The organism is Aquabacterium olei (assembly GCF_003100395.1).
Lineage (GTDB): Bacteria > Pseudomonadota > Gammaproteobacteria > Burkholderiales > Burkholderiaceae_C > Aquabacterium > Aquabacterium olei.
The window spans coordinates 3,710,558-3,733,814 of record NZ_CP029210.1 but is presented as its reverse complement, the minus strand read 5'-3'; the positions used below and the strand labels follow the sequence as shown (position 1 = coordinate 3,733,814).

The 23,257-nt window shown below is 69.6% G+C and carries 20 protein-coding genes; 16 read left to right on the top strand and 4 right to left on the bottom strand.

What is annotated here, in order from left to right; genetic code table 11:
- Nucleotides 1-59 precede the first annotated feature (59 nt).
- A complete protein-coding gene (locus DEH84_RS16685) occupies nucleotides 60-1,793 on the bottom strand; it encodes a cation:proton antiporter (RefSeq protein WP_109037972.1) in 1,734 nt (577 codons plus the stop codon).
- 75 nt (nucleotides 1,794-1,868) lie between these two features.
- Complete coding sequence (locus DEH84_RS16680; RefSeq protein ID WP_109037970.1) at nucleotides 1,869-2,546, bottom strand: TetR/AcrR family transcriptional regulator; 678 nt, start codon at nucleotides 2,544-2,546, stop codon at nucleotides 1,869-1,871.
- A 290-nt stretch (nucleotides 2,547-2,836) separates the two neighbouring features.
- On the opposite strand from DEH84_RS16680, the gene DEH84_RS16675 reads away from it, so the two are divergent.
- The 4 genes from DEH84_RS16675 to DEH84_RS16660 are packed head-to-tail and all read left to right on the top strand — an operon-like array spanning nucleotide 2,837 to nucleotide 8,420.
- Nucleotides 2,837-3,991, top strand: coding sequence for an acyl-CoA dehydrogenase family protein (locus DEH84_RS16675; protein WP_109037968.1), 1,155 nt, complete (start codon nucleotides 2,837-2,839; stop codon nucleotides 3,989-3,991).
- Between the two features lie 18 nt (nucleotides 3,992-4,009).
- Nucleotides 4,010-5,215: an acetyl-CoA C-acetyltransferase gene (locus tag DEH84_RS16670; protein WP_109037966.1), complete on the top strand. Its 1,206-nt coding sequence runs from the start codon at nucleotides 4,010-4,012 to the stop codon at nucleotides 5,213-5,215.
- 17 nt (nucleotides 5,216-5,232) lie between these two features.
- A complete protein-coding gene (locus DEH84_RS16665; RefSeq protein WP_109037964.1) occupies nucleotides 5,233-7,383 on the top strand; it encodes a 3-hydroxyacyl-CoA dehydrogenase NAD-binding domain-containing protein in 2,151 nt (716 codons plus the stop codon).
- Nucleotides 7,380-8,420 (top strand): CaiB/BaiF CoA transferase family protein, encoded by a 1,041-nt coding sequence (locus DEH84_RS16660; protein ID WP_109037962.1) that lies wholly within the window; start codon nucleotides 7,380-7,382, stop codon nucleotides 8,418-8,420. Before DEH84_RS16665 ends, DEH84_RS16660 begins: the two co-directional genes overlap by 4 nt.
- Nucleotides 8,421-8,466: 46 nt before the next feature.
- Here the strand turns inward: DEH84_RS16660 and DEH84_RS16655 are convergent, their stop codons facing one another.
- A complete protein-coding gene (locus DEH84_RS16655) occupies nucleotides 8,467-9,186 on the bottom strand; it encodes a Crp/Fnr family transcriptional regulator (RefSeq protein WP_159099016.1) in 720 nt (239 codons plus the stop codon).
- Nucleotides 9,187-9,471: 285 nt separating this feature from the next.
- Here DEH84_RS16655 and DEH84_RS16650 point away from each other — a divergent pair, with 285 nt between their 5' ends.
- Nucleotides 9,472-10,068: an FxDxF family PEP-CTERM protein gene (locus DEH84_RS16650; RefSeq protein WP_109037958.1), complete on the top strand. Its 597-nt coding sequence runs from the start codon at nucleotides 9,472-9,474 to the stop codon at nucleotides 10,066-10,068.
- 164 nt (nucleotides 10,069-10,232) lie between these two features.
- Here the strand turns inward: DEH84_RS16650 and DEH84_RS16645 are convergent, their stop codons facing one another.
- Nucleotides 10,233-11,261, bottom strand: a complete 1,029-nt coding sequence (locus DEH84_RS16645) for a MerR family transcriptional regulator (RefSeq protein WP_109037956.1) — start codon at nucleotides 11,259-11,261, stop codon at nucleotides 10,233-10,235.
- 172 nt (nucleotides 11,262-11,433) lie between these two features.
- Here DEH84_RS16645 and DEH84_RS16640 point away from each other — a divergent pair, with 172 nt between their 5' ends.
- The 11 genes from DEH84_RS16640 to DEH84_RS16590 all read left to right on the top strand — a co-directional run bounded on the left by DEH84_RS16640 (nucleotide 11,434) and on the right by DEH84_RS16590 (nucleotide 23,257).
- Nucleotides 11,434-12,030, top strand: coding sequence for a glutathione peroxidase (locus DEH84_RS16640; protein WP_109037954.1), 597 nt, complete (start codon nucleotides 11,434-11,436; stop codon nucleotides 12,028-12,030).
- Between the two features lie 114 nt (nucleotides 12,031-12,144).
- Nucleotides 12,145-13,515 carry an NAD(P)/FAD-dependent oxidoreductase gene (locus DEH84_RS16635; protein ID WP_109037952.1) on the top strand — a complete coding sequence of 457 codons (1,371 nt, stop codon included), beginning with the start codon at nucleotides 12,145-12,147 and terminating at the stop codon, nucleotides 13,513-13,515.
- Nucleotides 13,512-14,342 (top strand): DUF1365 domain-containing protein, encoded by an 831-nt coding sequence (locus DEH84_RS16630; RefSeq protein ID WP_109037950.1) that lies wholly within the window; start codon nucleotides 13,512-13,514, stop codon nucleotides 14,340-14,342. Before DEH84_RS16635 ends, DEH84_RS16630 begins: the two co-directional genes overlap by 4 nt.
- A complete protein-coding gene (locus DEH84_RS16625) occupies nucleotides 14,339-15,622 on the top strand; it encodes an SAM-dependent methyltransferase (protein WP_109037949.1) in 1,284 nt (427 codons plus the stop codon). Before DEH84_RS16630 ends, DEH84_RS16625 begins: the two co-directional genes overlap by 4 nt.
- Before the next feature lie 11 nt (nucleotides 15,623-15,633).
- Complete coding sequence (locus tag DEH84_RS16620; RefSeq protein ID WP_109037947.1) at nucleotides 15,634-16,896, top strand: MFS transporter; 1,263 nt, start codon at nucleotides 15,634-15,636, stop codon at nucleotides 16,894-16,896.
- 103 nt (nucleotides 16,897-16,999) lie between these two features.
- On the top strand, nucleotides 17,000-17,539 hold the full coding sequence (locus DEH84_RS16615; RefSeq protein WP_109038465.1) for a DUF3833 domain-containing protein: 540 nt from the start codon (nucleotides 17,000-17,002) through the stop codon (nucleotides 17,537-17,539).
- 20 nt (nucleotides 17,540-17,559) lie between these two features.
- Nucleotides 17,560-18,339, top strand: coding sequence for an SDR family NAD(P)-dependent oxidoreductase (locus DEH84_RS16610; protein ID WP_109037945.1), 780 nt, complete (start codon nucleotides 17,560-17,562; stop codon nucleotides 18,337-18,339).
- A gap of 61 nt (nucleotides 18,340-18,400) precedes the next feature.
- Complete coding sequence (locus DEH84_RS16605) at nucleotides 18,401-18,865, top strand: nuclear transport factor 2 family protein (protein WP_109038464.1); 465 nt, start codon at nucleotides 18,401-18,403, stop codon at nucleotides 18,863-18,865.
- A 186-nt stretch (nucleotides 18,866-19,051) separates the two neighbouring features.
- Nucleotides 19,052-19,330 carry a BTH_I0359 family protein gene (locus tag DEH84_RS16600; RefSeq protein ID WP_109037943.1) on the top strand — a complete coding sequence of 93 codons (279 nt, stop codon included), beginning with the start codon at nucleotides 19,052-19,054 and terminating at the stop codon, nucleotides 19,328-19,330.
- A gap of 154 nt (nucleotides 19,331-19,484) precedes the next feature.
- Nucleotides 19,485-21,641 (top strand): putative bifunctional diguanylate cyclase/phosphodiesterase, encoded by a 2,157-nt coding sequence (locus DEH84_RS16595; protein WP_159099015.1) that lies wholly within the window; start codon nucleotides 19,485-19,487, stop codon nucleotides 21,639-21,641.
- On the top strand, nucleotides 21,641-23,257 hold the full coding sequence (locus tag DEH84_RS16590) for a putative bifunctional diguanylate cyclase/phosphodiesterase (RefSeq protein WP_109037939.1): 1,617 nt from the start codon (nucleotides 21,641-21,643) through the stop codon (nucleotides 23,255-23,257). Before DEH84_RS16595 ends, DEH84_RS16590 begins: the two co-directional genes overlap by 1 nt.

Here is a 23,257-nt window from a genome sequence, read left to right as displayed (position 1 = left end):
GGCGGGCGTCAGAAGAGGGCGAGGGGGTGGAGCACGGCGGCCATTGTCGCCCCGCGGGCTCAGCTGCCGACGGGCGCCCCATGGGGGCGTGTGGCGGCCGGGCGCATCCAGCTGCGAACCTGGGCGGCCATGCCGTCTGCCAGCGCGGCCGAGGGCACGCACACCGTGCCCTGGGTGGCCTCGCGCAGCAGGATCGCTTCGTCCTCGCTGGCGCCGTGCAGCAGCACCTGGATCGCCGGGTTGAGCTGGCGGGCGATGTCCACCATGCGGCGCGCGCGCAAGGTGTCGTCACCGGTGACGAGCAGGACCGAGGCGCGGGCAATGTGAGCCTGGATGAGCACGGCGGGGTCGGTCGGGTCGCCGGCCACGGCCGCCACGCCTTCCCGTCGCAGCTGATCGACCACGGCCCGGTTCCCGTCGGCGACCACGAAGGGCACCTGGTCGGCGTGCAGCAGCGCAGCCACCCGCTGCCCCACTTCACCATGGTCGACCAGCACCACATGCCCCGTGAGGCGAGCGGCGTCCACCGTGGTGGGCAGCTCGGCCAGCGGGTCGTCGCGGGCGCCCAGGCGGCGGGCGAGTTCGGATCGCTCGCCCAGCCAGTCGCGCAGCGGCTCAAGCACGGCAAAGAGCGCGGTGTTGAGGGCGATCGAGAGCAGGGCGGCGCCCAGAACCAGATCCTGCCCCTCCTTGGGCAGCAACTGCAGCGACATGCCCAGGCCCGCCAGGATGAAGGAAAACTCGCCGATCTGCGCCAGCCCCATGCCCACCGTGAGCGCGGTGCTCAGCGGGTAGCGCAGCAGCAGCACCAGGGCGACAGCGGCCACCGTCTTGCCGACCACGATGATCGCCACCGTGAGCGCCAGCTTGCCGGGCGAGGTCCACAGCACGGCCGGGTCGAACAGCATGCCGACCGAGACGAAGAAGAGCGCGGTGAAGGCGTCGCGCAGCGGCAGCGATTCATCGGCCGCGCGGTGGCTGTAGGCCGACTCGCGCATCATCATGCCGGCGAAGAAGGCGCCCAGCGCAAACGACACATCGAACAGGCGGGCCGCGCCATAGGCCACGCCCACGGCACTGGCCACCACGCACAGCGTGAACAGCTCGCGCGAACCGGTGCGCGCCACCCACCACAGCATGCGCGGAAACACGCGCCGGCCCACCACCAGCATCAGCGCGATGAAGCCGACGACCTTGGCCAGCGTCAGCGCAATGGTGGTGCCCAGGTTGGCGGGCGGTGCGGCCGAGGCACCTTCGCCCGACGCGGCCAGCATGGGGGCAAAGGCCGGCAGCAGCACGAGCACCAGCACCATGACCAGGTCTTCGACGATGAGCCAGCCCACGGCGATGCGGCCGTTGACGGTCTCGTCCAGGCCACGGGTTTCCAGCGCCTTGAGCAGCACCACCGTGCTGGCCACCGAGAGGCACAGGCCGAAGACCACGCCTGCGCCGATCGACCAGCCCCAGGCATGGGTGGCGGCAAAACCGAGCGCCACGGCCACCGCGATCTGCACGATGGCGCCTGGCACCGCCACCCGGCGCACGGCCAGCAACTCGGCCACCGAGAAGTGCAGGCCCACGCCGAACATGAGCAGCATCACGCCGATCTCGGCCAGTTGCCCGGCCATCTGCACGTCGGCCACATAGCCGGGGGTGGCCGGGCCGATGACCACCCCGGCCAGCAGGTAGCCCACCAGAGGCGGCACCTTCAGGCGCGAGGCGACGAAGCCCAGGGCCAGGGCCAGGGCGAAACCGGCGGCCAGCGTTGAAATCAGCGACACGTCATGGTGCATGGCGGGGTCTTTCCTGCGTGAGGGGCGGGGGGCTTGCCCCATTCTAGGAAGGCTCCGCCGTGGGCGGCGTGGGGCTCAGCCCGCAGGCCGTTCGTCCGGCATGGACATCGCCCGCCACAGGATGCCGAAGAGCGCGTCGAACTGGGCGACCAGCGGCTGCTGCTCGCCGCGCACGATGTGCATCAGCACCACCCGGCCGACGATGCCCATGAAGATGTCGAGCAGCACCTTGTGCGACACCTCGTTGTTGAGCACGCCCCGGGCCTGCCCGTCCTTGAACACGCCCAGGAAGGCGCCCATCAGCTCCGGGCTTTCGTACACGCGGATGTGGCGATGGCGCGAGACCGGCACCGCGGTGAACAGCAGCAGCATCACGGCCGGGTGCTTGTCCATGTAGTCGAGCGTGACCCAACAGGTCTTGCGCAGGCGCTCGCGCGCGTCGTCGATGCCCTGCAGGTGGTCGATCATGCGCTCGGCCAACCGGCCCAGCATCACGTCGAGCATCGCGTAGACCAGCACCTCCTTGCTGCCGAAGTACTTGTAGATGGTCTGCAGCGAGACGTTGGCGGCCTTGGCCACATCCAGCAGACTGACTTCGTGAAAGTCACGCTGCGAGAACAGCGAGAGCACCGCCTTTTCGATGCGACCCAGGGTTTCGGGACGCATGCGCGCCAGGGCCGCGCGGCGGTCGTCCGCATCGGACGGAGGGGAGGCACGCCCGGTGTCGGGCGCTGCGGCGGCGGGGGACTTCATGGCAAGACAGCGTTCCAGATCGGAAATTCATCTTACCAAATGAACGCCTGTTTGAAGAAAAACGGGTTCGGCCTCTTGCCGGAGCGCGTCCGACTCACCCAAGATCAGAACCCGACAAGAACCCCGCTGCCAAGGGATCGGCTGCGACATCGGTGTCGCAGCGGCACCCCGAAGCCCCCTGGCGAACCCCACTTTCGAAACGGTAATCCAGATTACTGTTCCATGGACAGGGTGTCATGCGGTGGGGCATGCCCAACGCCGCCGTGTGCGGACCGACTTCAGGAGACACCATGACCATCGACTGCTTTGCCGCCCCGTGGATGACCGACGAACACCAGATGCTGCTCGACTCGGCCACCCGCTTCTTCACCGAGCAATGGGGGCCGCGTGACGAGGCCTGGCGTGCGCAGGGCATGATGGACCGGGCGGCCTGGCGCGAGGCGGGTGAGCAGGGCTTTCTGTGTGCCGGCATCCCCGAGGAATACGGCGGCGGGGGCGGCGATTTCGGGCATGAGGCCGCGCTGATCCTGGCGCAGGGCGTGGCCGGCCTGAGCGGCTTCGGCGGCTCGCTGCACTCGGGCATCGTCGCGCCCTACATCCTGCATTACGGCACCGAGGCGCAGAAGCGCCGCTGGCTGCCTCGCCTGGCCACGGGCGAGCTGGTGGGCGCCATCGCGATGACGGAGCCGGGCACCGGCTCCGACCTGCAGGGCGTGCGGACGCTCGCGCTGCGCGAGGGCGACACCTACCGCATCAACGGCAGCAAGACCTTCATCACCAACGGCCAGCTGGCCAACCTGGTCATCCTGGTCACCAAAACGAACAAGGACGAGGGCGCGCACGGCGTGTCGCTGATGGTGGTCGAGACCGACGAGGTGCAGGGCTTCCGCCGCGGGCGCAACCTGGACAAGCTGGGCATGGAGGCGCAGGACACCTCGGAGCTGTTCTTCGACGACATGGTGGTGCCGAAGGAAAACCTGCTGGGCGGCACCGAGGGGCAGGGCTTCTTCCAGCTGATGCAGGAGCTGCCGCAGGAGCGCCTGATCGTGGCGCTGGCCGGCGTGGCCGCGATGCAGTTCGCGATGAAGGAGACGCTGGCCTACACCAAGGAACGCAAGGCCTTCGGCAAGCCGGTGTTCAGCTTCCAGAACAGCCGCTTCAAGCTGGCCGAATGCCAGGCCATGCTGCTGGCCTGCCAGGCCATGACCGATGCGGCCGTGGTGGCCCACCTGCAGGGCAAGCTGGGTGTGGACCGCGCGGCGCTGCTCAAGTACTACGTGACCGAGCACCAGTTCAAGCTGGCCGACGAGTGCCTGCAGCTCTTCGGCGGCTATGGCTACATGCGCGAGTACCCGATTGCCCGCGTGTGGGCCGATTCCCGCGTGCAGCGCATTTATGGCGGCACGAACGAAATCATGAAAGAGCTGGCCTCTCGCTTTCTGTGAGCGAACGACGGAGACACCATGACGGACGCATTCATTTACGACACCGTGCGCACGCCGCGCGGCAAGGGCAAGAAGGACGGCAGCCTGCACCAGGCCACGCCGGTGTGGTTGCTGCGCACGCTGCTGCAGGCGCTGGAGCAGCGCAACAAGCTGGACACCCGCCTGGTCGATGACCTGGTGCTGGGCTGCGTGACGCCGGTGGGCGAGCAGGGCGCCGACATCGCGCGCACCGCCGTGCTCGATGCCGGCTGGGCGCAGACCGTGGCCGGCGTGACGCTGTCGCGCTTCTGTGCCTCGGGCCTCGAGGCCGTGAACCTGGCCGCCGCCAAGATCATGTCCGGCATGGAAGACATGGTGGTCGCCGGCGGCGTCGAATCGATGAGCCGCTGGCCCATGGGCAGCGACGGCGGCGCCTGGGTCATGGACCCGCGCATCAACACCGGCACGGCCTTCGTGCCGCAGGGCATCAGCGCCGACCTGATCGCCACGCTGGAAGGCTTCAGCCGCACCGAGCTCGACGCCTATGCCGCCGAATCCCACCGCCGTGCGGCTGCCGCGCAGGCCGAGGGGCGCTTTGCGAAGTCGGTCGTGCCCGTGTACGATCTGAACGGGCTGCTGCTGCTCGACCGCGACGAGACCGTGCGCCCCGGCACCTCGGTCGAGACGCTGGTCAAGCTCAACCCGTCGTTCGAGATGATGGGCCACATGGGCTTCGACGCCACCGCGCTCGACAAGTACACCACCCTCGAACAGATCCAGCACGTGCACCACGCCGGCAACTCGTCGGGCATCGTCGATGGTGCGGCGCTGGTGCTGCTCGGCAGCAAGCAGGCCGGTGACAAGGCGGGCCTCAAGCCGCGCGCCCGCGTGCGCATGTGTGCCGTCATCGGCTCCGAGCCCACCATCATGCTGACCGGCCCCACGCCGGCCTGTCGCAAGGCGCTCGACAAGCTCGGCATGACGCCGGGCGACATCGACCTGTGGGAGATCAACGAGGCCTTTGCCACCGTGCCGATGAAAACGGCGCGCGACCTGGGCGTGCCGCTGGACCGCGTCAACGTCAACGGTGGTGCCATCGCGCTGGGCCACCCGCTGGGCGCCACCGGCGCCATCATCCTCGGCACCGCGCTGGATGAACTCGAGCGCACCGGCAAGGCCACCGCGCTGGCCACGCTGTGCATCGGTGCCGGCATGGGCATCGCCACCGTCATCGAACGCGTCTGAACGGAAAGGCTCATCACATGATCCAGAACAATGCCTTCACGCTCGAGGTGGACGCCGATGGCATCGGCCTCGTGACCCTCGACATGCCGGGCCGCGCGATGAACGTGCTCAACCCGGTGCTGCTCGAACCCTTTGCCCGGCTGGTGGACCAGCTGGAAACCGACACCACGCTCAAGGGCCTGGTGCTGACCTCGGCCAAGCCGACCTTTGTGGTGGGCGCCGACATCGACCAGCTCGCCCAGATCCGCACGGCCGAAGAGGCCTTTGCGCTGTGCGAAGACCTCAAGCGCCTGCTGCGCCGCATGGAAACCTGTGGCAAGCCCGTGGTGGCCGCACTCAACGGCACGGCGCTGGGCGGCGGCCTGGAGCTGGCGCTGGCCTGCCACGCCCGCATCGCGCTCAGTGATCCGAAGCTGAAACTCGGCCTGCCCGAAGTGAAGCTGGGCCTGCTGCCGGGTGGCGGCGGCACGCAACGTGTGCTGCGGCTGGTGGGCATCCAGAAGGCCATGGACCTGATCACCCAGGGCAAGGAACTGGGTGCCCAGAAAGCGCTGGAGATGGGCCTCGTCACGGCGCTGGCCGCCACCCGTGACGATCTGCTCGCCCAGGCCAGGGCCTGGTGTCGCGCCAACCCCAAGCCCGCGCAGCCGTGGGACACCAAGGGCTTCCGCATCCCCGGTGGCGACAGCAAGAGCCCGGCCGTGGTGCAGGTGCTGGCCATTGCGCCCTCGATGGCGAATGCCAAGGCGCACGGCAACCATCCGGCGCTCACCCACATCATGAGCTGCCTGTTCGAAGGCGGCCTGCTCGATTTCGATGCCGGCTGCCAGATCGAGTCGCGCTACTTCGCCGCCTGCGTCGTCTCGCAGACCAGCCGCAACCTGATCGGCACCCTGTGGCACCAGCTCAACGCGATCAAGAAGGGCCAGTCGCGCCCGGTGGGCCAGCCCGAGTCCACGGTGAAGAAGGTCGGCATTCTGGGCGCCGGCATGATGGGCGCGGGCATTGCGTATGTGTCGGCCAAGGCCGGCATCGAGGTGGTGCTGCTGGACACCACCCTCGAGCAGGCCGACAAGGGCAAGGCCTACTCGCAAGGCCTGCTGGACAAGGCCATCGCACGCGGCAAGAGCACGCCCGACCAGCGCGACGCGCTGCTGGCCCGCATCCAGCCCACCACGCGCTATGAAGACCTGGCCGGCTGCGACCTGGTCATCGAGGCCGTGTTCGAAGACCGGGGCATCAAGGCCCGCTGCACCGAGCAGGCCGAGGCGGTGATCCCGGCCACGGCGGTGTATGCGTCCAACACCTCGACGCTGCCCATCACCGGCCTGGCCGAGGCCAGTGTCCGGCCGGACCAGTTCATCGGCCTGCACTTCTTCTCGCCGGTCGACAAGATGCCGCTGGTCGAGATCATCGTGGGTGCGAAGACCAGCGACGCCACGCTCGCCCGCGGCTTCGACTATGTGCGCCAGATCGGCAAGACGCCCATCGTGGTCAACGACCGGCGCGGCTTCTACACCTCGCGCGTGTTCGCCACCTACATCATGGAGGGCATGGCGATGCTGGGCGAGGGCGTGCACCCGCGCTCGATCGAGGTGGCCGGGCTGAAGGCCGGCATGCCGATGCCGCCGCTGGCGCTGCAGGACGAGGTCTCGCTGAGCCTGTCGCTGCACATTGCCGAGCAGACGCGCAAGGACCTGGAGGAGGAAGGCCGGACGGCGCCGGTGCACCCGGCCCATGCCGTGCTGGTGAACGTGGGCGCCACACACGGCCGCGTCGGCAAGAAGGCGGGCCAGGGCTTTTACGACTACAGCGGCAAGGACAAGCGGCTGTGGCCCGAGCTGACCACGCTGTATCCGCCGCACGCAGACCAGCCGGATCAGGTCGAGCTGGTGGACCGGCTGCTCTACGCCCAGGCCAACGAAGCGGCACGCTGCTTTGAAGAAGGTGTGGTGCGCTCGGTGGCCGATGCCAACATCGGCTCGATCTTCGGCTGGGGTTTTGCGCCCCACCAGGGCGGGGCGCTGCAGTTCATCAATGCGGTCGGTCCGGCGCGCTTTGTCGAGCGGGCGCGGCAGCTGGCGCAGCGGTATGGCTCACGGTTTGAGCCAGCGGCCTGTGTCGTCAAGATGGCCGATGAAGGCTGCCTGTTCGAGGGCGCCGCATGAGCGCGCTGGCCGGCGCCGGCCTGGGCGGCCTGCTCGAAGGCGTGACCGTGGTCGACCTGAGCCGCAACCTGCCCGGGCCCTTCGGTTCCCGCATGCTGGCCGACCTGGGCGCCCAGGTCATCAAGGTCGAGCCGCCGGAGGGCGACCCGGCCCGTGCGCTGCCGACGTTGTTTGCTGCGCTGAACCATGGCAAGGCCACGCGGCGGGTCGACTTTCGCGCGCCCGATGACCTGGCGGGCCTGCGCGACCTGCTGGCCACCGCCGACGTGATGCTCGACAGTTTCCGCCCCGGCGTGCTGGCCGGCATGGGCCTGGACGCGGCCGCGCTGCACGCGCGCCATCCGCGGCTGGTGATGGTGTCCATCACGGGGTATGGCCAGAGCGGTGCATGGGCGGGCAAGGCCGGGCACGACCTGAACTTCATGGCCTTGTCCGGCGTGCTGGACCAGACCCGCGCACCCACGGGGGAGCTGGCCTTGCCGAACGTGCAGTGGGGCGATCTGGCCGGTGGGGCCTCGATGGCGGTGATTGCCGTGCTGGCGGCCCTCCATGCGGCGCAGCGCAGTGGGCGCGGCCGCCACATCGATGTGAGCATGGCGCATGCGCTGCATGCTCACCTGGTGATGCCGCAAGCCACGGCTGCCTTGCTGGGGCCGGTGCTGGGGCACACGCCTGGCGCGGGCGAGGACTTGCTCAACGGCGGCCTGCCCTGCTACCGGCTGTACGAGACGGCCGACGGGCGCCATCTCGCGGTGGGAGCGCTGGAGCACAAGTTCTGGCGTGCCGCCTGTGCCGTGTTCGAGCGGCCTGACTGGGTGGAGCGGCACTGGCAACGCGGCATCCCGCCCGGCGCCCCCGATGCCCGCGCCTTGTGCGGCGAGGTGGCCGCGCGGGTGCGCAGTCGCACGCTGGCCGAATGGTCGGTGCGCTTTGCCTCAGCCGATGCCTGTGTGACGCCCGTCCTGACGCAGGCCGAAGCGCGCAGTCACCCGCTTTTTGCGGAGCGCAGCGGGATGCCCTGGGCCCCGGTGGTCTGAAGGCCGCCTCCGGTCTGCCGGGGGCCCTCTTGCCGGCGCGGTCGCATCACGCCGCGTCGGCGTGTCCCCGCCCCGGGGTCAGGTACATCAGCCCACGTCGTTCCGTGAGCACCCCTTCGCGGGCAAAGGCGGCCATCGTGCGGCTCGCCGTTTCCGTCGTCAGGCCCAGCAGCGCGCCCATGTCGGCCCGCGAAGGGGCCACGAAGGCGCCACCCGGCTGATGGCGCGCCAGGTGATGCAGCAGGCGCCAGACGCGTTCGCGTGCCGTGCCGGTCGACAGGCTGTCGATCACGAAGTCGGCCTGATCGACGTTCGCCTTCCAGTGGCGCATCAGGTTGGCGTAGGCCTGGGGGTCGTGGTCTGCCCACGTCAGCAGCGCGGCGCTGGGCGCCGAGCACACCGTCACCTGGCCCACGGCGGCGGCATCGTGGCTATAGGGTTCGTGCAGCAGCGCCTCGAGCCCGAACACATGGCCGGGCCCCAGCAGCCGCACGATGCGTACGTGGCCGTTGGGGTGTTGGTGTTGCAGCTTGACCGTGCCCTGCCGCACCACGTGCACCCGCAGGCCCGGTTGCCCCTCGCGCTCGACCTGCTCGGCCAGACGCAGTGCGCGGCTGGTGACGCTGGCCCGGGCGCCGTCGGCCAGCGGCCCCTCGCCCAGCCCGGTGAACAGGCAGGTACCCCGAGTGGGGCATGCAGCGCAGGCCGGCATGGCGTCGTGCACGGAGCCTGGCAACGCGCGAAGGCGCGGGGGCAGGGCGGTCAAAGGGGCACTCCTGAGGGTTCAGAACGCCCGTCTTCCGCGCGGGCTGCGGGGCTGCTGCGGGTCATCAGCCAGTATCAAGTTTGACCACGAAATGTGTCAGCTGGCAATGCCTTGCATGCGGTTACCTGTGAGCAGCGTGGATGCTGCAAACGGCACCGCTTCTCCCCCGAAGGTCGAGGGTCGCGTCCCTTCATCTGAGGGGGGTGGCTTTACCGGTTGCGGATTCTCAATGACCGGCCCGGGATGTATCGGCAGCATCAAATCGTGTGATCTGTCACGGACCACATGCCCAAGAAATTCTTCATCCTCACCCACCGGGAGTTCTTTATGAAGCTGAGTTCCATCGTCGCAGCGGCCGCACTTGCCTGCGTTTCGCTGACCTCCACCGCCGCCACCCTGCAAGCCGGCGAAGTGTCCTTTGGCAGCAAGACGCTCGTGAACCAGGGCGCGTTTGTCGACACCTACTTCTTCGAGCTGGATTTCCCGCCGCCCGGCAATGTGGCGTTCTCGTTCGCAGAACTGCAGTTCACGTCGCCGTTCCTGTCGACCGACATCACGGACCTCAAGGTCTCGTTCTTTGCCAACATGGACCTCGGCACGATGACGGGCAGTGCGCCGCTGTGGGGCACGCCTTACACCGGCACGTCGTTGCCCGGTGGTGCGACCGCTGTCAGCCTTGACACCGTCACCCTGAACCAGAAGACGTTCTGGATGCAGGTGTCCGGGAATGCCGTCGGCTCGTTGAACAACGCGGGCGCGTACAACTTCGCCATCATGGCCAACCCCGTCCCCGAGCCCGAGTCCCTGACCCTGGCCCTGGGCGGCCTGGGTCTGGTTGGCACCGCGCTGTACAAGCGTCGCCGCGCCGCCGCCAACGCCTGATCCGCGCTCTCCAGCGCATCAGAACAACAGCCTGTGACGTCCCGGCGACCCTGAGGCCGCCGCACGCGTCCGACCCGATGCACGGTGCCTCGCCTGCCCGCAGGTGAGCGCGCCGAGGGCATCGCCTTGCCTGCCCCGGCTTGTCCGCGGCAGGCATTTTCATGTCAGTCGCTCTCGTGGGACGGCACTGGCCGTCCCGGGGCCGAGCGCGTCTGGCGCCAGCGCAGCAGGGTGTCCTGCAGCTGTGACAGGTCGCCGAGCACCGTCACGCCGGGCACCGGGCGACGCGTGAGCAGGGGGTGCCGTCCGCCGACCCACACCGCCACCGAGGCGGGCAGCTTGGCCCGCAGTTCGGGCAGCAGGTCCTGGATGAGTGTGGCGGGGGCGGCGCTGCTGAAGCCAAGTGAGACCACGTCCGCGCGGTGCGCGGCGCAGGCATGCACAAGATCCCACAGCGGGGTCTGGGCGCCCAGGTTGATGGGCTGCGCCTGCCAGACGGCCAGTGCCACCTCGACCGTCAGCATCCCCAGCGCATGGGGCTCGCCCGGCAAGGTGGTCAACAGCACGCGCGGCGCCTGCTGGGGCAGGGGCTCGGGCAGGGTCGACAGCCCACCCTGCAGCACCTGCTGCACGAGCTGGCTCACCCAGTGCTCCTGCGCGATCTGGAAGCGCCCGCGCAGCCAGCCATCGCCGACGAGGGCCAGCAAGGGCGTGGCCACCGCGGTGACGAAGGACAGCAGACCCAGCGAAGCCGCCGCATGCCGCAGATGGCGATGCAGTCCATGGTGATCGTGCTGATCGATCAACGCGAGGCAGGGGCCGACCCAGGTCTCGTCGGCATGGGCGGGCATGCTGACGATGGCACCGGGCGCCCAGGTCGGTGCGGTGTCCAGGCGCGAGCGGCTGGCCGGCGCCATGCGGCCCAGGCCCTGCGCGTCGGCGCTGCGATCGGCCAGCGTCTGCAGGTCGTCGGTGGGCAACTGCACGATGCGGCCCGGGCGGTGCCCGACGTCCAGCAGCCGCTTGATCAGGCGCAGGCGCTCCACCTGTTCGACGGGGTAACAGCGCTCGCCCTGGCGATCGCGCGCCGGATTCGGGAAACCGTAGCGGCGCTCCCAGATCCGCAAGGTGTCCTTGCTCAGACCGGTGTCGCGTTCGACGGCGGCGATCGACATCATCAGAGACGGGTTCATGCTGTGGGCTGCATCCGGAACGGCGGGGCCTGCGTATCAGCCCCCTGACTCGACAAGACTGGACAAACCGTGTGCAGGGTCACGGCGCACTGGACGCGCCATTGCCGAACACTGGTCGAGTCGCTAATATAGGCCCAACCGGTGTTTTGACCAAGACAAAAAGGATGACAAGATGAAGCCACACGCCCTGAAGCGGTTCATGCTCGTGACGGCCGTGTGCCTGTCGGGCCCTCTGTCTGCGCTCGCCGCGCCGCCGCCGGTGTCCCCGTCGGCACCGGCCACCTGCCCGGCACTGCTCGACAAGACCTTTCCCCGGCTGCAGGACGAGAAGCCGCAGTCGCTGTGCCAGTACAGTGGCCGCGTTGTCCTGGTGGTCAACACCGCCAGCTACTGCGGCTTCACGAAGCAGTACGCCGGCCTGGAGGCGCTGTACAGCCGCTATAAGGACCGTGGCCTGGTGGTGCTGGGATTTCCGTCGAACGACTTCGGCAACCAGGAGCCCGGTGCGGCCAAGGAGATTGCCGAGTTCTGCAACAACACCTACGGCGTGAAGTTCCCGATGTTTGCGAAAAGCAGCGTCCGGGGCAGTGCAGCGAACCCGTTGCACAAGGAGCTGATCGCGCTCAGCGGCACGTCGCCCAAGTGGAACTTCTACAAATACCTCATCGCCCGGGACGGGCGCTCGGTGAGTGCCTACAGCAGCATGACCTCGCCAGACGACAAGGAATTTGTCCAGGACATCGAGCGCCTGCTGAACCAGGCGCGCTGACGGCGTTCTTCCCCTTCAGCGCCGCCTGTGGCGCGTTCGTTACCGTTCGGTTATGATGTGACCAAACGGTAATTTAATCGACCGCCCTGCCGGTCGACCCAGAGGACCCCACCCATGAAACGCATCGCCATCATCGGCGCCGGCATTGCCGGCCTGGGTGCCGCCCACCTGCTGAGCCAGGCGCCTGGCGCCCGCCACGTGACGCTGTTCGAGGCGGGGCGCCATTTCGGCGGCCATGCCAACACGGTCGACGTGACCTTGCCGGACGCCAGTGGGCGCCCCGTCACGCATGGGGTGGACACGGGCTTTCTGGTCTTCAACGAGCGCACCTACCCGCAGCTGATCGCGTTGTTCAAGGAGCTGCGCGTGGCCACCGCCGCGTCCGACATGTCGTTCTCCGTGCAGATCCCCGACCAGGCGCAGGGGCTGGCGGGACTGCGCGCCGGGCTCGAGTGGTGCGGCTCCTCGCTGAACACCGTGTTTGCCCAGCGGCGCAACCTGGTGTCCCCGGCGTTCTGGCGCATGCTGTCCGACCTGTTGCGCTTCAATCGGCTCACCACCGAACTGGCCCAGCGGGGCAGTGAAGCCGCGCTGCGTCAGCCGATCGGCGCCTTCCTGGACGAACAGGGCTTCAGCGCGTCCTTCCGCGAAGGTTATCTGCTGCCCATGGTGGCCTGCATCTGGTCGTGCCCGGTGCATCAGATGATGCAGTTCCCGATCGCCACGCTGATCCGCTTCTGTCACAACCACGGCCTGCTGCAGGTGGCGAACCGACCCCAGTGGTACACGGTGTCCGGGGGCTCGCGTCAGTATGTGCGGCGCATTCTCGACGGGTTGGCCGACGCGCGGCTGGCCACGCCGGTCGAGCGCGTCCAGGTGCTGGGCGAACACGGCGAGGCCGGCGTGATGGTGCACACCGCCGCCGGCGGCGAGCGCTTCGACGAGGTCGTCTTCGCCTGCCACTCCGATCAGGCGCTGACCTTGCTGGGCGCCGGGGCCACAGCCCCCGAGCGCGACGTACTGGGCGCCATCGGTTACCACCGCAACCGGGCGGTCCTGCACACCGACACCGCGTTGCTGCCGCGTCGCCCCAAGGCCTGGGCCGCCTGGAACTACGAGCGCGCGCCCACCCCCACCGAGGAAGACCGGGGTGTGTGCCTGCACTACCTCATCAACCGCCTGCAGCCGCTGCCGTGGACCCGGCCGGTGGTGGTCTCGCTGAACCCGCTGCGTGAGCCGGATCCGGCCCAGGTGCTGGCCGAGTTCGATTACGCCCACCCGGTCTTCGACCAGGCCGCGATCGACGCCCAGCAGGCGCTGCCCGGCATCCAGGGGCGCCGCAGCCTGTGGTTTGCCGGCGCGTGGACAGGCTACGGCTTCCATGAAGACGGGCTCAAGTCGGGCCTGCTCGTCGCCGACGGCCTGCTGGCCCGCGAGGGCATCTCTGCAGGCGCGGCGCCGGCGAGCCGGGAGTGCGTGGCATGAGCCTCGCGCAGGCCACCGATCTCGTCGGGCCGGTGCGCCCGCTGATCGGCTTTGGCCAGGTCCGCCACACGCGGCTGCGTCCGGCGCGGCACGCCTTCGCCTACCCGAGCTACTTCTGGATGCTGCCGCTGCGGGCGCTGGCCCGGCAACCCGTGGACGCCGTGCGACGCAATGCGCGCGGCTGGTTGAGCTTTCACGATGCCGACCACGGCGCGGGCGGGCCGGACGCGCTGGCGTGGCTGGATGGGCTGCTGCGCGAGGCCGGTGCCTGGGATGAGGCACTGACGCGCGGCGAGGTCTGGCTCCAGACCTACCCCCGTGTGCTGGGCTATGCCTTCAAGCCCGTGAGCTTCTGGTACGTGCACCGGGCCGATGGCGTCCTGCACGCCATCGTCGCCGAGGTCAACAACACCTTTGGCGAGCGCCATTGCTACCTCCTGCAGGGCCCGTCGCTGGGCTGGGGCAGCGAGCAGCAGGCGGCCAAGGTCTTCCACGTGTCGCCGTTCTGCGCGCTGGGCGGGCAGTACCGATTCCGCTTCCTGCGCACGCGCGACCGGGTCGTGGCCCGCGTCGACCACGACGACGCGCATGGCCCGCTGATCGAGACCGCGCTCAGCGGGGCGCTCGAGCCCCTCACGCCGCGGGCGGTGCGCCGCGCGATCTGGCGCTGGCCGCTGATGACCTGGGGCGTCGTGGCCCGCATCCACTGGCAGGCCTTGAAGCTGTGGCTCAAGCGCGTGCCCTTTCACACCAAACCTGCACATCCGCCCGCCGACTTCGTCAGCGGCAGCCCGGCACCGAGCCCTCAAGGACCGCGCACACCATGAACCGCAGCACCCTCCTGGCTTCTTCTGCGTCGACCGAGCCCGCGACGCCCCCCCGCGCCGTGCACGACCTGCCGGCCGATGCCCCGCAGGCGGCGCGCATGGTGTGGCGCCTGCTGAAGCGTCTGCGCGTCGGTGTGCTCGATGTGCAATGGCCGGACGGCAGCACCGCCCACTTTGGCGAGGTACGCGCGGGTGCCGACGGGTTGCGTGCCGGTCTGCGGCTGCACAACTGGTCGATGTGCTCGGCCGCGCTCAAATCCGGTGACATCGGTTTTGCCGAAGGCTACATCGCCGGTGATTGGACCACGCCCGACCTGACCGCGCTGCTCAAGGTGCTGATCGCCAACCGCGAGCAGATCGAGTCGGCCGTCTACGGGCGCTGGTGGGGCCGGCTGGCCTACCGCATCCGTCACTTGCTCAACCGCAACACGCGGGCCAACAGCCGGCGCAACATCCATGCGCATTACGATCTGGGCAACGCCTTCTACAGGCTGTGGCTGGATCACACGATGAGCTACTCGAGCGCCTGGTTCGAGGGCGACCTCGACCAGCCCATGGCCGATGCGCAGCACGCCAAGGTGCGGCGTGCGCTGCGCGAAGCCGGGGTGCGCGCCGAGGGGGGCGGCCAGCGCGTGCTGGAAATCGGCTGCGGCTGGGGTGGCCTGGCGGAGATCGCCGTACGCGAATGCGGCGCACACGTCACCGGCGTGACGCTGTCGACCGAGCAGCTGCAATGGGCCCGCGACCGCATGGCGGGTGCGGGGCTCTCGGCCTGGGCCGACCTGCGGCTGCAGGATTACCGCGACATCGCCGACGAGCCCTTCGACGCCGTCGTCTCCATCGAGATGTTCGAGGCCGTGGGCAAGGAGTACTGGGGCAGCTACTTCCAGACGCTGAACCGCTGCCTGAAGCCCGGTGGCCGCGCCTGCCTGCAGACCATCACCATCCGCGATGACCTGTTCGACCGCTATGTGAAGTCGACCGACTTCATCCAGCAGTACATCTTCCCGGGCGGCATGCTGCCGAGCGACGCCGCCTTCCGCGCCGAAGCCGCGCGTGCCGGCCTGGAGGTGGTCAACAGCCTGGCCTTCGGGCCCGACTACGCCGAAACGCTGCGGCGCTGGCGTGCCGAGTTCCATCGCCACATCCAGCAGGTGCAGCGCCTGGGCTTCGACGAGCGTTTCCAGCGCATCTGGGAGTTCTACCTCGCCTATTGCGAAGCCGCCTTCGACATGGGCAACACCGACGTCGTGCAGTACACGCTGCGCAAGCCGGGCTGAGGCGCTTGACGATGAGCGCCACCCCGCTGCCCCACGCCGCCAGCGCGCGTTATGGCCTGCTGGGTCTGCCGCTGGCGTTCGTGGCGGTGCCGCTGTATGTGGTGCTGCCGCAGCACTATGGGCAGACGCTGGGCGTGCCGCTGAGCCTGCTGGGCGCCATCCTGCTGTTGACTCGCCTGGGCGATGCCTTGATCGACCCCTGGCTGGGTGGCTGGGTGGATCGCCTGCTGCATCGTCCGGCTCGGGCCCGGGGCGCCGTGCTGGCGAGTGCCGCCGTGCTGGTGCTGGCCTTTGTGGCGCTTTTCTTTCCGCCGGTACAGGGCCAGGGGGCGCTGCTGGGCTGGTGTGCCGGCACGTTGCTGGTCACCTTCGGCGCCTACAGCCTGGCCAGCGTCGCGCATCTGGCGTGGGGCACGCGGTTGGGTGGCGTGCCGGTGCAGCGGGCGCGGCTGGTGGCATGGCGTGAAGGCTTCGGGCTGGCGGGGGTGCTGCTGGCCAATGTGCTGGCCACACAGGCGGGCCCGGGCTGGACGGCCGTGGCGCTGGCCTGCACCCTGGTCATGGGCCTGCTGGCGCTGTGGCGGGGGCCCACCCCGTCGGGTCATGCAGCGGACAGCCAGTCGGTCCCGTCGACCAGCACGCTGTGGCGCCCGTGGCGTTTCGCGGGATTCCGGCGGCTGATCGCGCTGTTCCTGGTCAACGGCATTGCGAGCGCCGTGCCGGCCACGCTGGTGCTGTTCTTCATCCACGACCGCCTGCAGGCCCCGGCCTGGGCGCCGCTTTGCCTGGGGGCCTACTTTCTGACGGGCGCGCTCAGCGTGCCCTGGTGGCTGCGCGTGCTGGCCCGGCTGGGGCCGATGCGCAGCTGGGCCCTGGGCATGGCGCTGGCCACCGCCGCCTTTGCCTGCGTGAACGCGCTGGGCGCGGGCGACACCACCGGCTACCTGCTGGTGTGTCTGGCCGCGGGTTGGGCGCTCGGGGCCGACCTCACGGCGCCCGGCACGCTGCTGACCGGCGTGGTGCAGCGTGCAGGCCAGGCCGGCCAGGCCGAGGGGGCCTTCGCCGGCTGGTGGCAGTGGGCGACCAAGCTCAACCTCGCCCTGGCCGCCGGCCTGGCCTTGCCACTGCTGCAGGCCCTTGGCTACACGCCCGGCGCGCGCGACCCCGAGGCACTGCTGGCCCTGGGGCTGGTCTATGGCGGCCTGCCCTGTCTGTTCAAGCTGCTGGCGCTCGCCCTGTGCTGGCGCTGGCGGCACCACCCGGCGCTGGCCTGAGCGTCCCGGCCCCCCGATTCAACCTGCTGTGGTGGACACCATGAAACCTCATCTCCTGCCCGATTCCGCCCATGCCGTCCCACCGTCGCCGGGCCGCCGTCGCATGCTGTCCGCACTCGGGGCCGGTGGCCTGGCGCTGGGCCTGGCCGGTGGTCTGGCCGGCTGTGCCTCTCCTCCCGCGCCGTCCGACTACGCCGCCGAAAAGCCGGCCCTCGATCTGCGCAGCTACTTCAACGGCCCGCTCACCGCGCACGGTCTCTTCACCGACCGCGCGGGCCGCGTCGTCAAGCGCTTCACGGTGAAGCTGGTCGGCCGCTGGGACGGCCCACGGGGCGTGCTCGAAGAGGACTTCGTCTACAGCGATGGCACCACGCAGCGCCGCGTCTGGCGCCTGACCGACCTGGGGCAGGGCCGCTGGCAGGGCGAGGCCGACGATGTGGTCGGCCAGGCCACGGGGCAGTCGGCCGGCAATGCGCTGAACTGGCGCTACACGCTGGCGCTGCCGGTCGATGGCCGCATCTACCACGTGCAGTTCGACGACTGGATGTACCTCATGGACGAGCACGTGATGCTCAACAAGGCGGTGATGAGCAAGTTCGGCATCACGCTGGGCGAGGTCACGCTGTCCTTCCACAAACCCTGACGCCCGCAGGAGCTGTTCGCATGGCGCTCAACCCCCCCGTGACCGACTGGCAGGGCCGCACCGTCTGGCTGGTGGGCGCATCCAGCGGCATCGGCCAGGCCACCGCTGCCCGGCTGCATGCGCTCGGCGCGCGGGTGGCCGTGTCGGGCCGTCAGGCGGCGGCGCTCGATGCATTCGCCCGAGCCCACCCGGGCAGCCTGGCCCTGCCGGTGGATGCCACCGAGCCCGGTGCGCTGCAGGCCGCCCACGACCGTCTGGTGGCGTGGTCGCCTTCCGGCCGGCTCGACCTCGTGGCTTACTGCGCTGGCCACTACCAGCCCATGCGTGCGGAGGACTTCGATCTTGACGAGGCCGTGCGCCACCTGCAGGTGAACTACGAGGGGGTGCTGCGCCTGCTCGCAGTGGTGTTGCCCACGCTGCGTACGCAGGGCAGCGGCCACCTCAGCCTCGTGGCCAGCGTGGCAGGCTACCGCGGCCTGCCCAAGGCCCTGGCCTACGGGCCGACCAAGGCCGCGCTGCACAACCTGGCCGATGTGCTCTACCTCGACCTGGCCCCGCTGGGCATTGGCGTGTCCGTCGTCAACCCCGGCTTCGTGCAGACCCCCATGACCGCGGCCAACGACTTCACGATGCCGGCCCTGCTCACGCCGGCGCAGGCCGCCGAGGCCATCGTGCAGGGCTGGCAGCGCGGGCACTATGAGATCCACTTTCCGCGCCGCTTCACCCTGTGGCTCAAGTTGATGCGGCTTCTGCCGCATGCGTGGTATTTCCCGCTTGTCAAGCGGGGCACCGGGGTGTGAGCCGCCGCCGCCTCGGCGCACAATGCCTTCACCTTCTTGCCGCCCCATGGCCGACACCGACATGAGCGTGACCCCTCTGCCCACCCCGCCCGGCAGCGTCGCCCAGCAGGCGTTGCCCCGGGTGGTCGCCTTCTTCGAATGCCTCAAGGCCCAGGACCTGGGGCACCTCGATCGCATCTACGCCGTGGACGCCAGCTTCAAGGACCCGTTCAACGAGGTCGAAGGCCTGCTCGAGATCGAGGCGGTGTTTGCCCACATGTTCCGCGCGCTCGACACGCCGCACTTCGTCGTGCGGGACCGGCTGGCGCAGGGCAACCAGGCCTTTCTTACCTGGGATTTCCGCTTCCGCTTCAAGGGCGACACCGTCTGGCAGGTGGTCCGGGGGGCGACGCACCTGCGTTTCGATGCCCACGGCCTGATTGCCGACCACCGCGACTACTGGGACGCGGCCGAAGAGCTCTACGAGAAGCTGCCCGTGCTGGGCGGGTTGATGCGGTGGCTCAAGCGCCGCGCCATGCGCGGCTGAGTCGCCCGCTCGCCCCGCCGGGTGCGCCGTGTGCGTGCATTCGGCCACGCTCCCCGCCCACAGGCGGAAGCGAGCACTCAAGTCGGGGAGTGACGCAACCGATGGTCCGATCATGATGGCCTTGCAGTCTGGACGCGTGCCCCCACGTGTCGCGGTGAGGCCCTTGGGGCCCTGGAGTACCCGCTCATGCACATGCTTTACAACTCAGACAGCTACGCCGTCGTGCAGATCGAGCTGCCCGGCGATGCCGTCGCCCCGGCCGATGCGACCGCGACGCTGACCCGCGGTGGCTTCGAAATCGTCGACAAGTTCGCCCGCAAGGAGATCTTCATCGAGGGGGCGCTGGCCGAGTCCTTCAAGGAAGGCGTCGAGGCCCTGATCGAGAGCGCACCCAGCGTCGAGGAATTCGACGCCTATCTGGAGCGCTATGCCGGCATGGCGCAGCAGCCAGTCGTGATGCACTGACCCCCATCGGACGCGCGGCGTCCGAATCCGGCAACGGGCCTCCGGGCTCAAGTTGCCGACATGCCTGCCGATAAACGATCACGGATGTGTCTGTGAGCCATCCGCCCGGCGCAGGAGTGCCCTCATGTCGAGGCGCCGCCGGCAGGAAAGGCGCATGTCTCCCACCCTCATGGCCGTCGAGCACGACGGTCTTGCCCATCTGGCAGCCTGGCTGCTCGCGGTCTACCTGATCTACCTGCAGGGGCAGGTGGTTCGCCGCGTGCAGGCGGCCGACCGCGACGCCGCACTGGCCTGGGGTCTGGTGGGCTCGCTGGCGGCAGGCACGGGCATCTGGGCCGTCAGCCTGCTTGGCCTGGTCGCCGAACGACTGCCCATCGAAGTCGGCTACGTGCCGGTGCTGGTGCTGGTGTCCTGGCTGCCTGCCGTCACGGTCAGTGCGCTCACCATTGCCTTGTATGCACGCCGCGCGCCCCGCCCCTGGGTGAGGCTGGTTGGCGGGCTGGTGATGGCAGGCGGGCTGGCCGTGGTGGCGGCCACCGCCGTCGAATCCCGCGTGCTGGCCCCCGGGGTGCAGTGGTCGCCTGCGCTGGTGGCCGCCTCACTGAGCGTGACCTTGTTCACCGGCACGGTGCTGGCGCCCAGTCTGCGCGGCATGGTGCGCCGGGCGCTGCCTTTGCAGGCCGATGTGGTGGTCGCGCTGGTGCTGGGGACGGCCTTCCGCTTCGGCCAGGCGCTGATGGTCTCGGCGGCCGGCGTGCCCGAAGGGGCTCGCTGCCTGAGCGTCGGGCAGCTGTCGGGGGCCACGCTGCTGTGGCTGCTGCCGGCCGTGGCCCTGGTGGTGTGCGTGCTGGTGCACGTGGCGGCCGTGCTGGATGCCCGCGCGCACCGGATGCGGGAAGAACTGCGCCGCCACCTCGACGATGCCAGCGAGGCGCTGGACCAGGCCGTGCAGCGCGACGCGCTCACCGGGCTTTACAAGCGCCAGGCCTTCGAGCAACGGCTGGCCGAGATGCTGGAAGGCCCGGCCGCGGCCATCGACCCGCCCGCGGTGTTGCGCATCGGCCTGGACGGCTTCCGCGACCTGACCGAGCGCTACGGCGACGCCTTCGGCGACCTGGTGCTGCGCCAGCTGGCCTGGCGACTGGGCGGCCTGGTGCGCGAGCAGGACGTGGTTGGTCGCACCGACGCCGACGAGTTTCTCCTGCTGTGCCGCGGCTGGCACGACGAGGTCCGCCTGGCCCATGTGGCGCAGCGGCTGGTCGAAGCCATGCGTGCGCCGTGCCAGGTCGACGACCAGGACATCCGCCTGACCTGCTCGGTGGGTGTGGCGCGGCACCCCGCCAGCGCCTCGGTGGCCCAGCTCATGGCCCACGCGGCCGATGCCATGCTGACCGTGCGCCGTGCCGGCGGCAATGCCTACTGCGTGTACCGGCACGGCATGGACCTGGATGGCACGGACCAGGTCGAGCTGCAGCGTGAACTGCGCCACGCAATCGAGCGCGGACAGCTCGCGCTCCACTTCCAGCCCAAGCTGCGCGCGGCCGACGGCATGCTGGCCGGCGTCGAAGCACTGCTGCGCTGGCAGCACCCGGTGCACGGCGCGGTGAGCCCGGCGGTGTTCATCCCGGTGGCCGAACGCTTCGGCCTGATCGGTGAACTGGGGCAGTGGGTGCTGGACGCGGCCTGCCGCCAGGTGCGCCTGTGGCACGAGGCGGGCGCCGACGTGCCGGTGGCCGTGAACCTGTCGGCCCACCAGCTGCGCCAGCACGACCTCGAGGCGTGTGTGCGCGAGGCACTGCGGCGCCACCGCGTGCCGGCACGCATGCTCATCCTCGAAATCACCGAGTCCGTGGCGATGGACGATGTGGATGCGTCGATCCGCGTGTTCGACATGCTCGACGCCATCGGCGTGCAGCTGTCCATCGACGACTTCGGCACCGGCTATTCCAGCCTCAGCTACCTGCGCCGCCTGCCCGCGCGTCAACTCAAGGTCGACCGCAGTTTCGTGCGCGACCTCGACACCAGCCACGACGCTCAGGCGATTGCGGGCGCCGTCGTGCGCCTGGCCCATGCCCTGGGGATGACGGTGGTGGCCGAAGGCGTGGAAACCGAGGCCCAGGCGGCCATCCTGCGTGACCTGGACTGCGACGAACTGCAGGGGTTTCTGTATGCGCGCCCCATGTCGGGTCCGGACCTCCTGAACTGGCTGCGGCAACGCGACCCAGGGAGCGTCTCCCGGTTTGCGGTCCACAATGAACAGGCGGACCCGGCCGTGCCCAGCGCCTGGTCCCAACTGGAGATGGTGAATTGATGGAGACCGATCTGCAGGCCGTGTCGCCCTGGTGGTGGCTGCTGGCCGGCATCCTGGGCACGCTCGCCCTCGTGGCGGGGCTGCGCTGGTGGCAGCAGCTGCGCGAACTGGATTCGCGCACCGCCGCCCGGCGCCGCCCACCGGAGGGTCAGGCCACGCCGGCGGCGGGGAGCGCCCCGGCGCCCCCGGCGGGTGCCGGGCTGAGCGGCTGGAGCCCGGTGGCCGAGGCCACGGCGGGCCAGCGCGTGACCGACCCCCTGACCGGGTTGGGCACGCGCCTGATGCTGGAAGACCAGCTCGCCTCGGCCGTGCTGCGCGCCGAGGCGCGGCAGCGTCGACTGGGCCTGCTCTACATCGACATCGACGGTTTCAAGCCGGTGAACGACTCCTTCGGGCACGGCGTGGGCGATGCGCTCTTGCGCGAAGTGGGCCGCCGGCTGAGCGAGCACGGCCGCAGCACCGACACCGTGGCCCGGCTGGGCGGCGACGAATTCCTCGTGCTGCTCGATGGCGATCCCGATGCCGGGGCGGCCGCGCTGGTGGCCGAGCGCGTGCGCGCCAGCCTCGAGCGACCCTACATGCTGGCGGGGCGCGAGGTTCGCGTGTCGTGTTCCGTCGGCATCGTGCTCTACCCGGACCACGGCCCGCGCGCGCGCCTCATCGCACGGGCCGACGCCGCGATGCTGGCGGCCAAACGGGCCGGCGGCAACATGCACTGCTTCTACGAGCCGGGCATGGACCACGACGCCGAGGCCGCCGTCGAGCTGCAGCGCGACCTGCGCACCGCGCTCGAAACCGGCCAGGGCCTGTCGCTGCACTACCAGCCCAAGATCGACAGCGCGAGCGGCCAGATTGCCGGCGTCGAGGCGCTGCTGCGCTGGCAGCACCCGCAGCGCGGGGCGGTCAGCCCCGTCGTGTTCATTCCGGTGGCCGAGCGCTTCGGCCTCATCGGTGCGCTGGGCCAGTGGGTCATCGACGAAGCCGCCCGCCAGATCCAGGCGTGGCGCGGGGCGGGGCTCAGCATGCGCGTGGCCATCAACGTGTCGGTGCACCAGCTGCGCCAGCCCGATCTGGTCGACCGCGTGGGCGAGATCCTGGCGCGCCACGGTGTGCCGCCCGACCTCATCACCTTCGAACTCACCGAAAGTGCCGCGATGGAAGACCCCAGCGCCACGCTGCGCATCTTCGAGCGCCTGGCCGTCACCGGGGTGGCACTGTCGATCGACGACTTTGGCACCGGCTACTCCAGCCTCAGCTACCTGCGCAAGCTGCCGGCCAGCCAGATCAAGATCGACCGCAGCTTCGTGCAGGACCTCGGCAGCCAGTCGGATGCGCGGGCCATCGTCAAGGCCGTCATCAAGCTCTCGCACGCGCTGGGACTGGAAGTGGTCGCCGAAGGCGTCGAGACCGTGGCCCAGCAGGACATCCTCAAGCAACTGGGCTGTGACCAGATGCAGGGCTTTCTGTTTGCACGGCCCATGCCCGCCACCCACCTGCAGCTGTGGGCCCTGAGCGACGAGGTGCCCGCCAACCGGCCCACCTTCCGGGATTCGGTGTTCAACGCCGACGAGATCGACCCGCCGAGCCACCCGCTGCCCGGCCGCGTCACCCGCTGA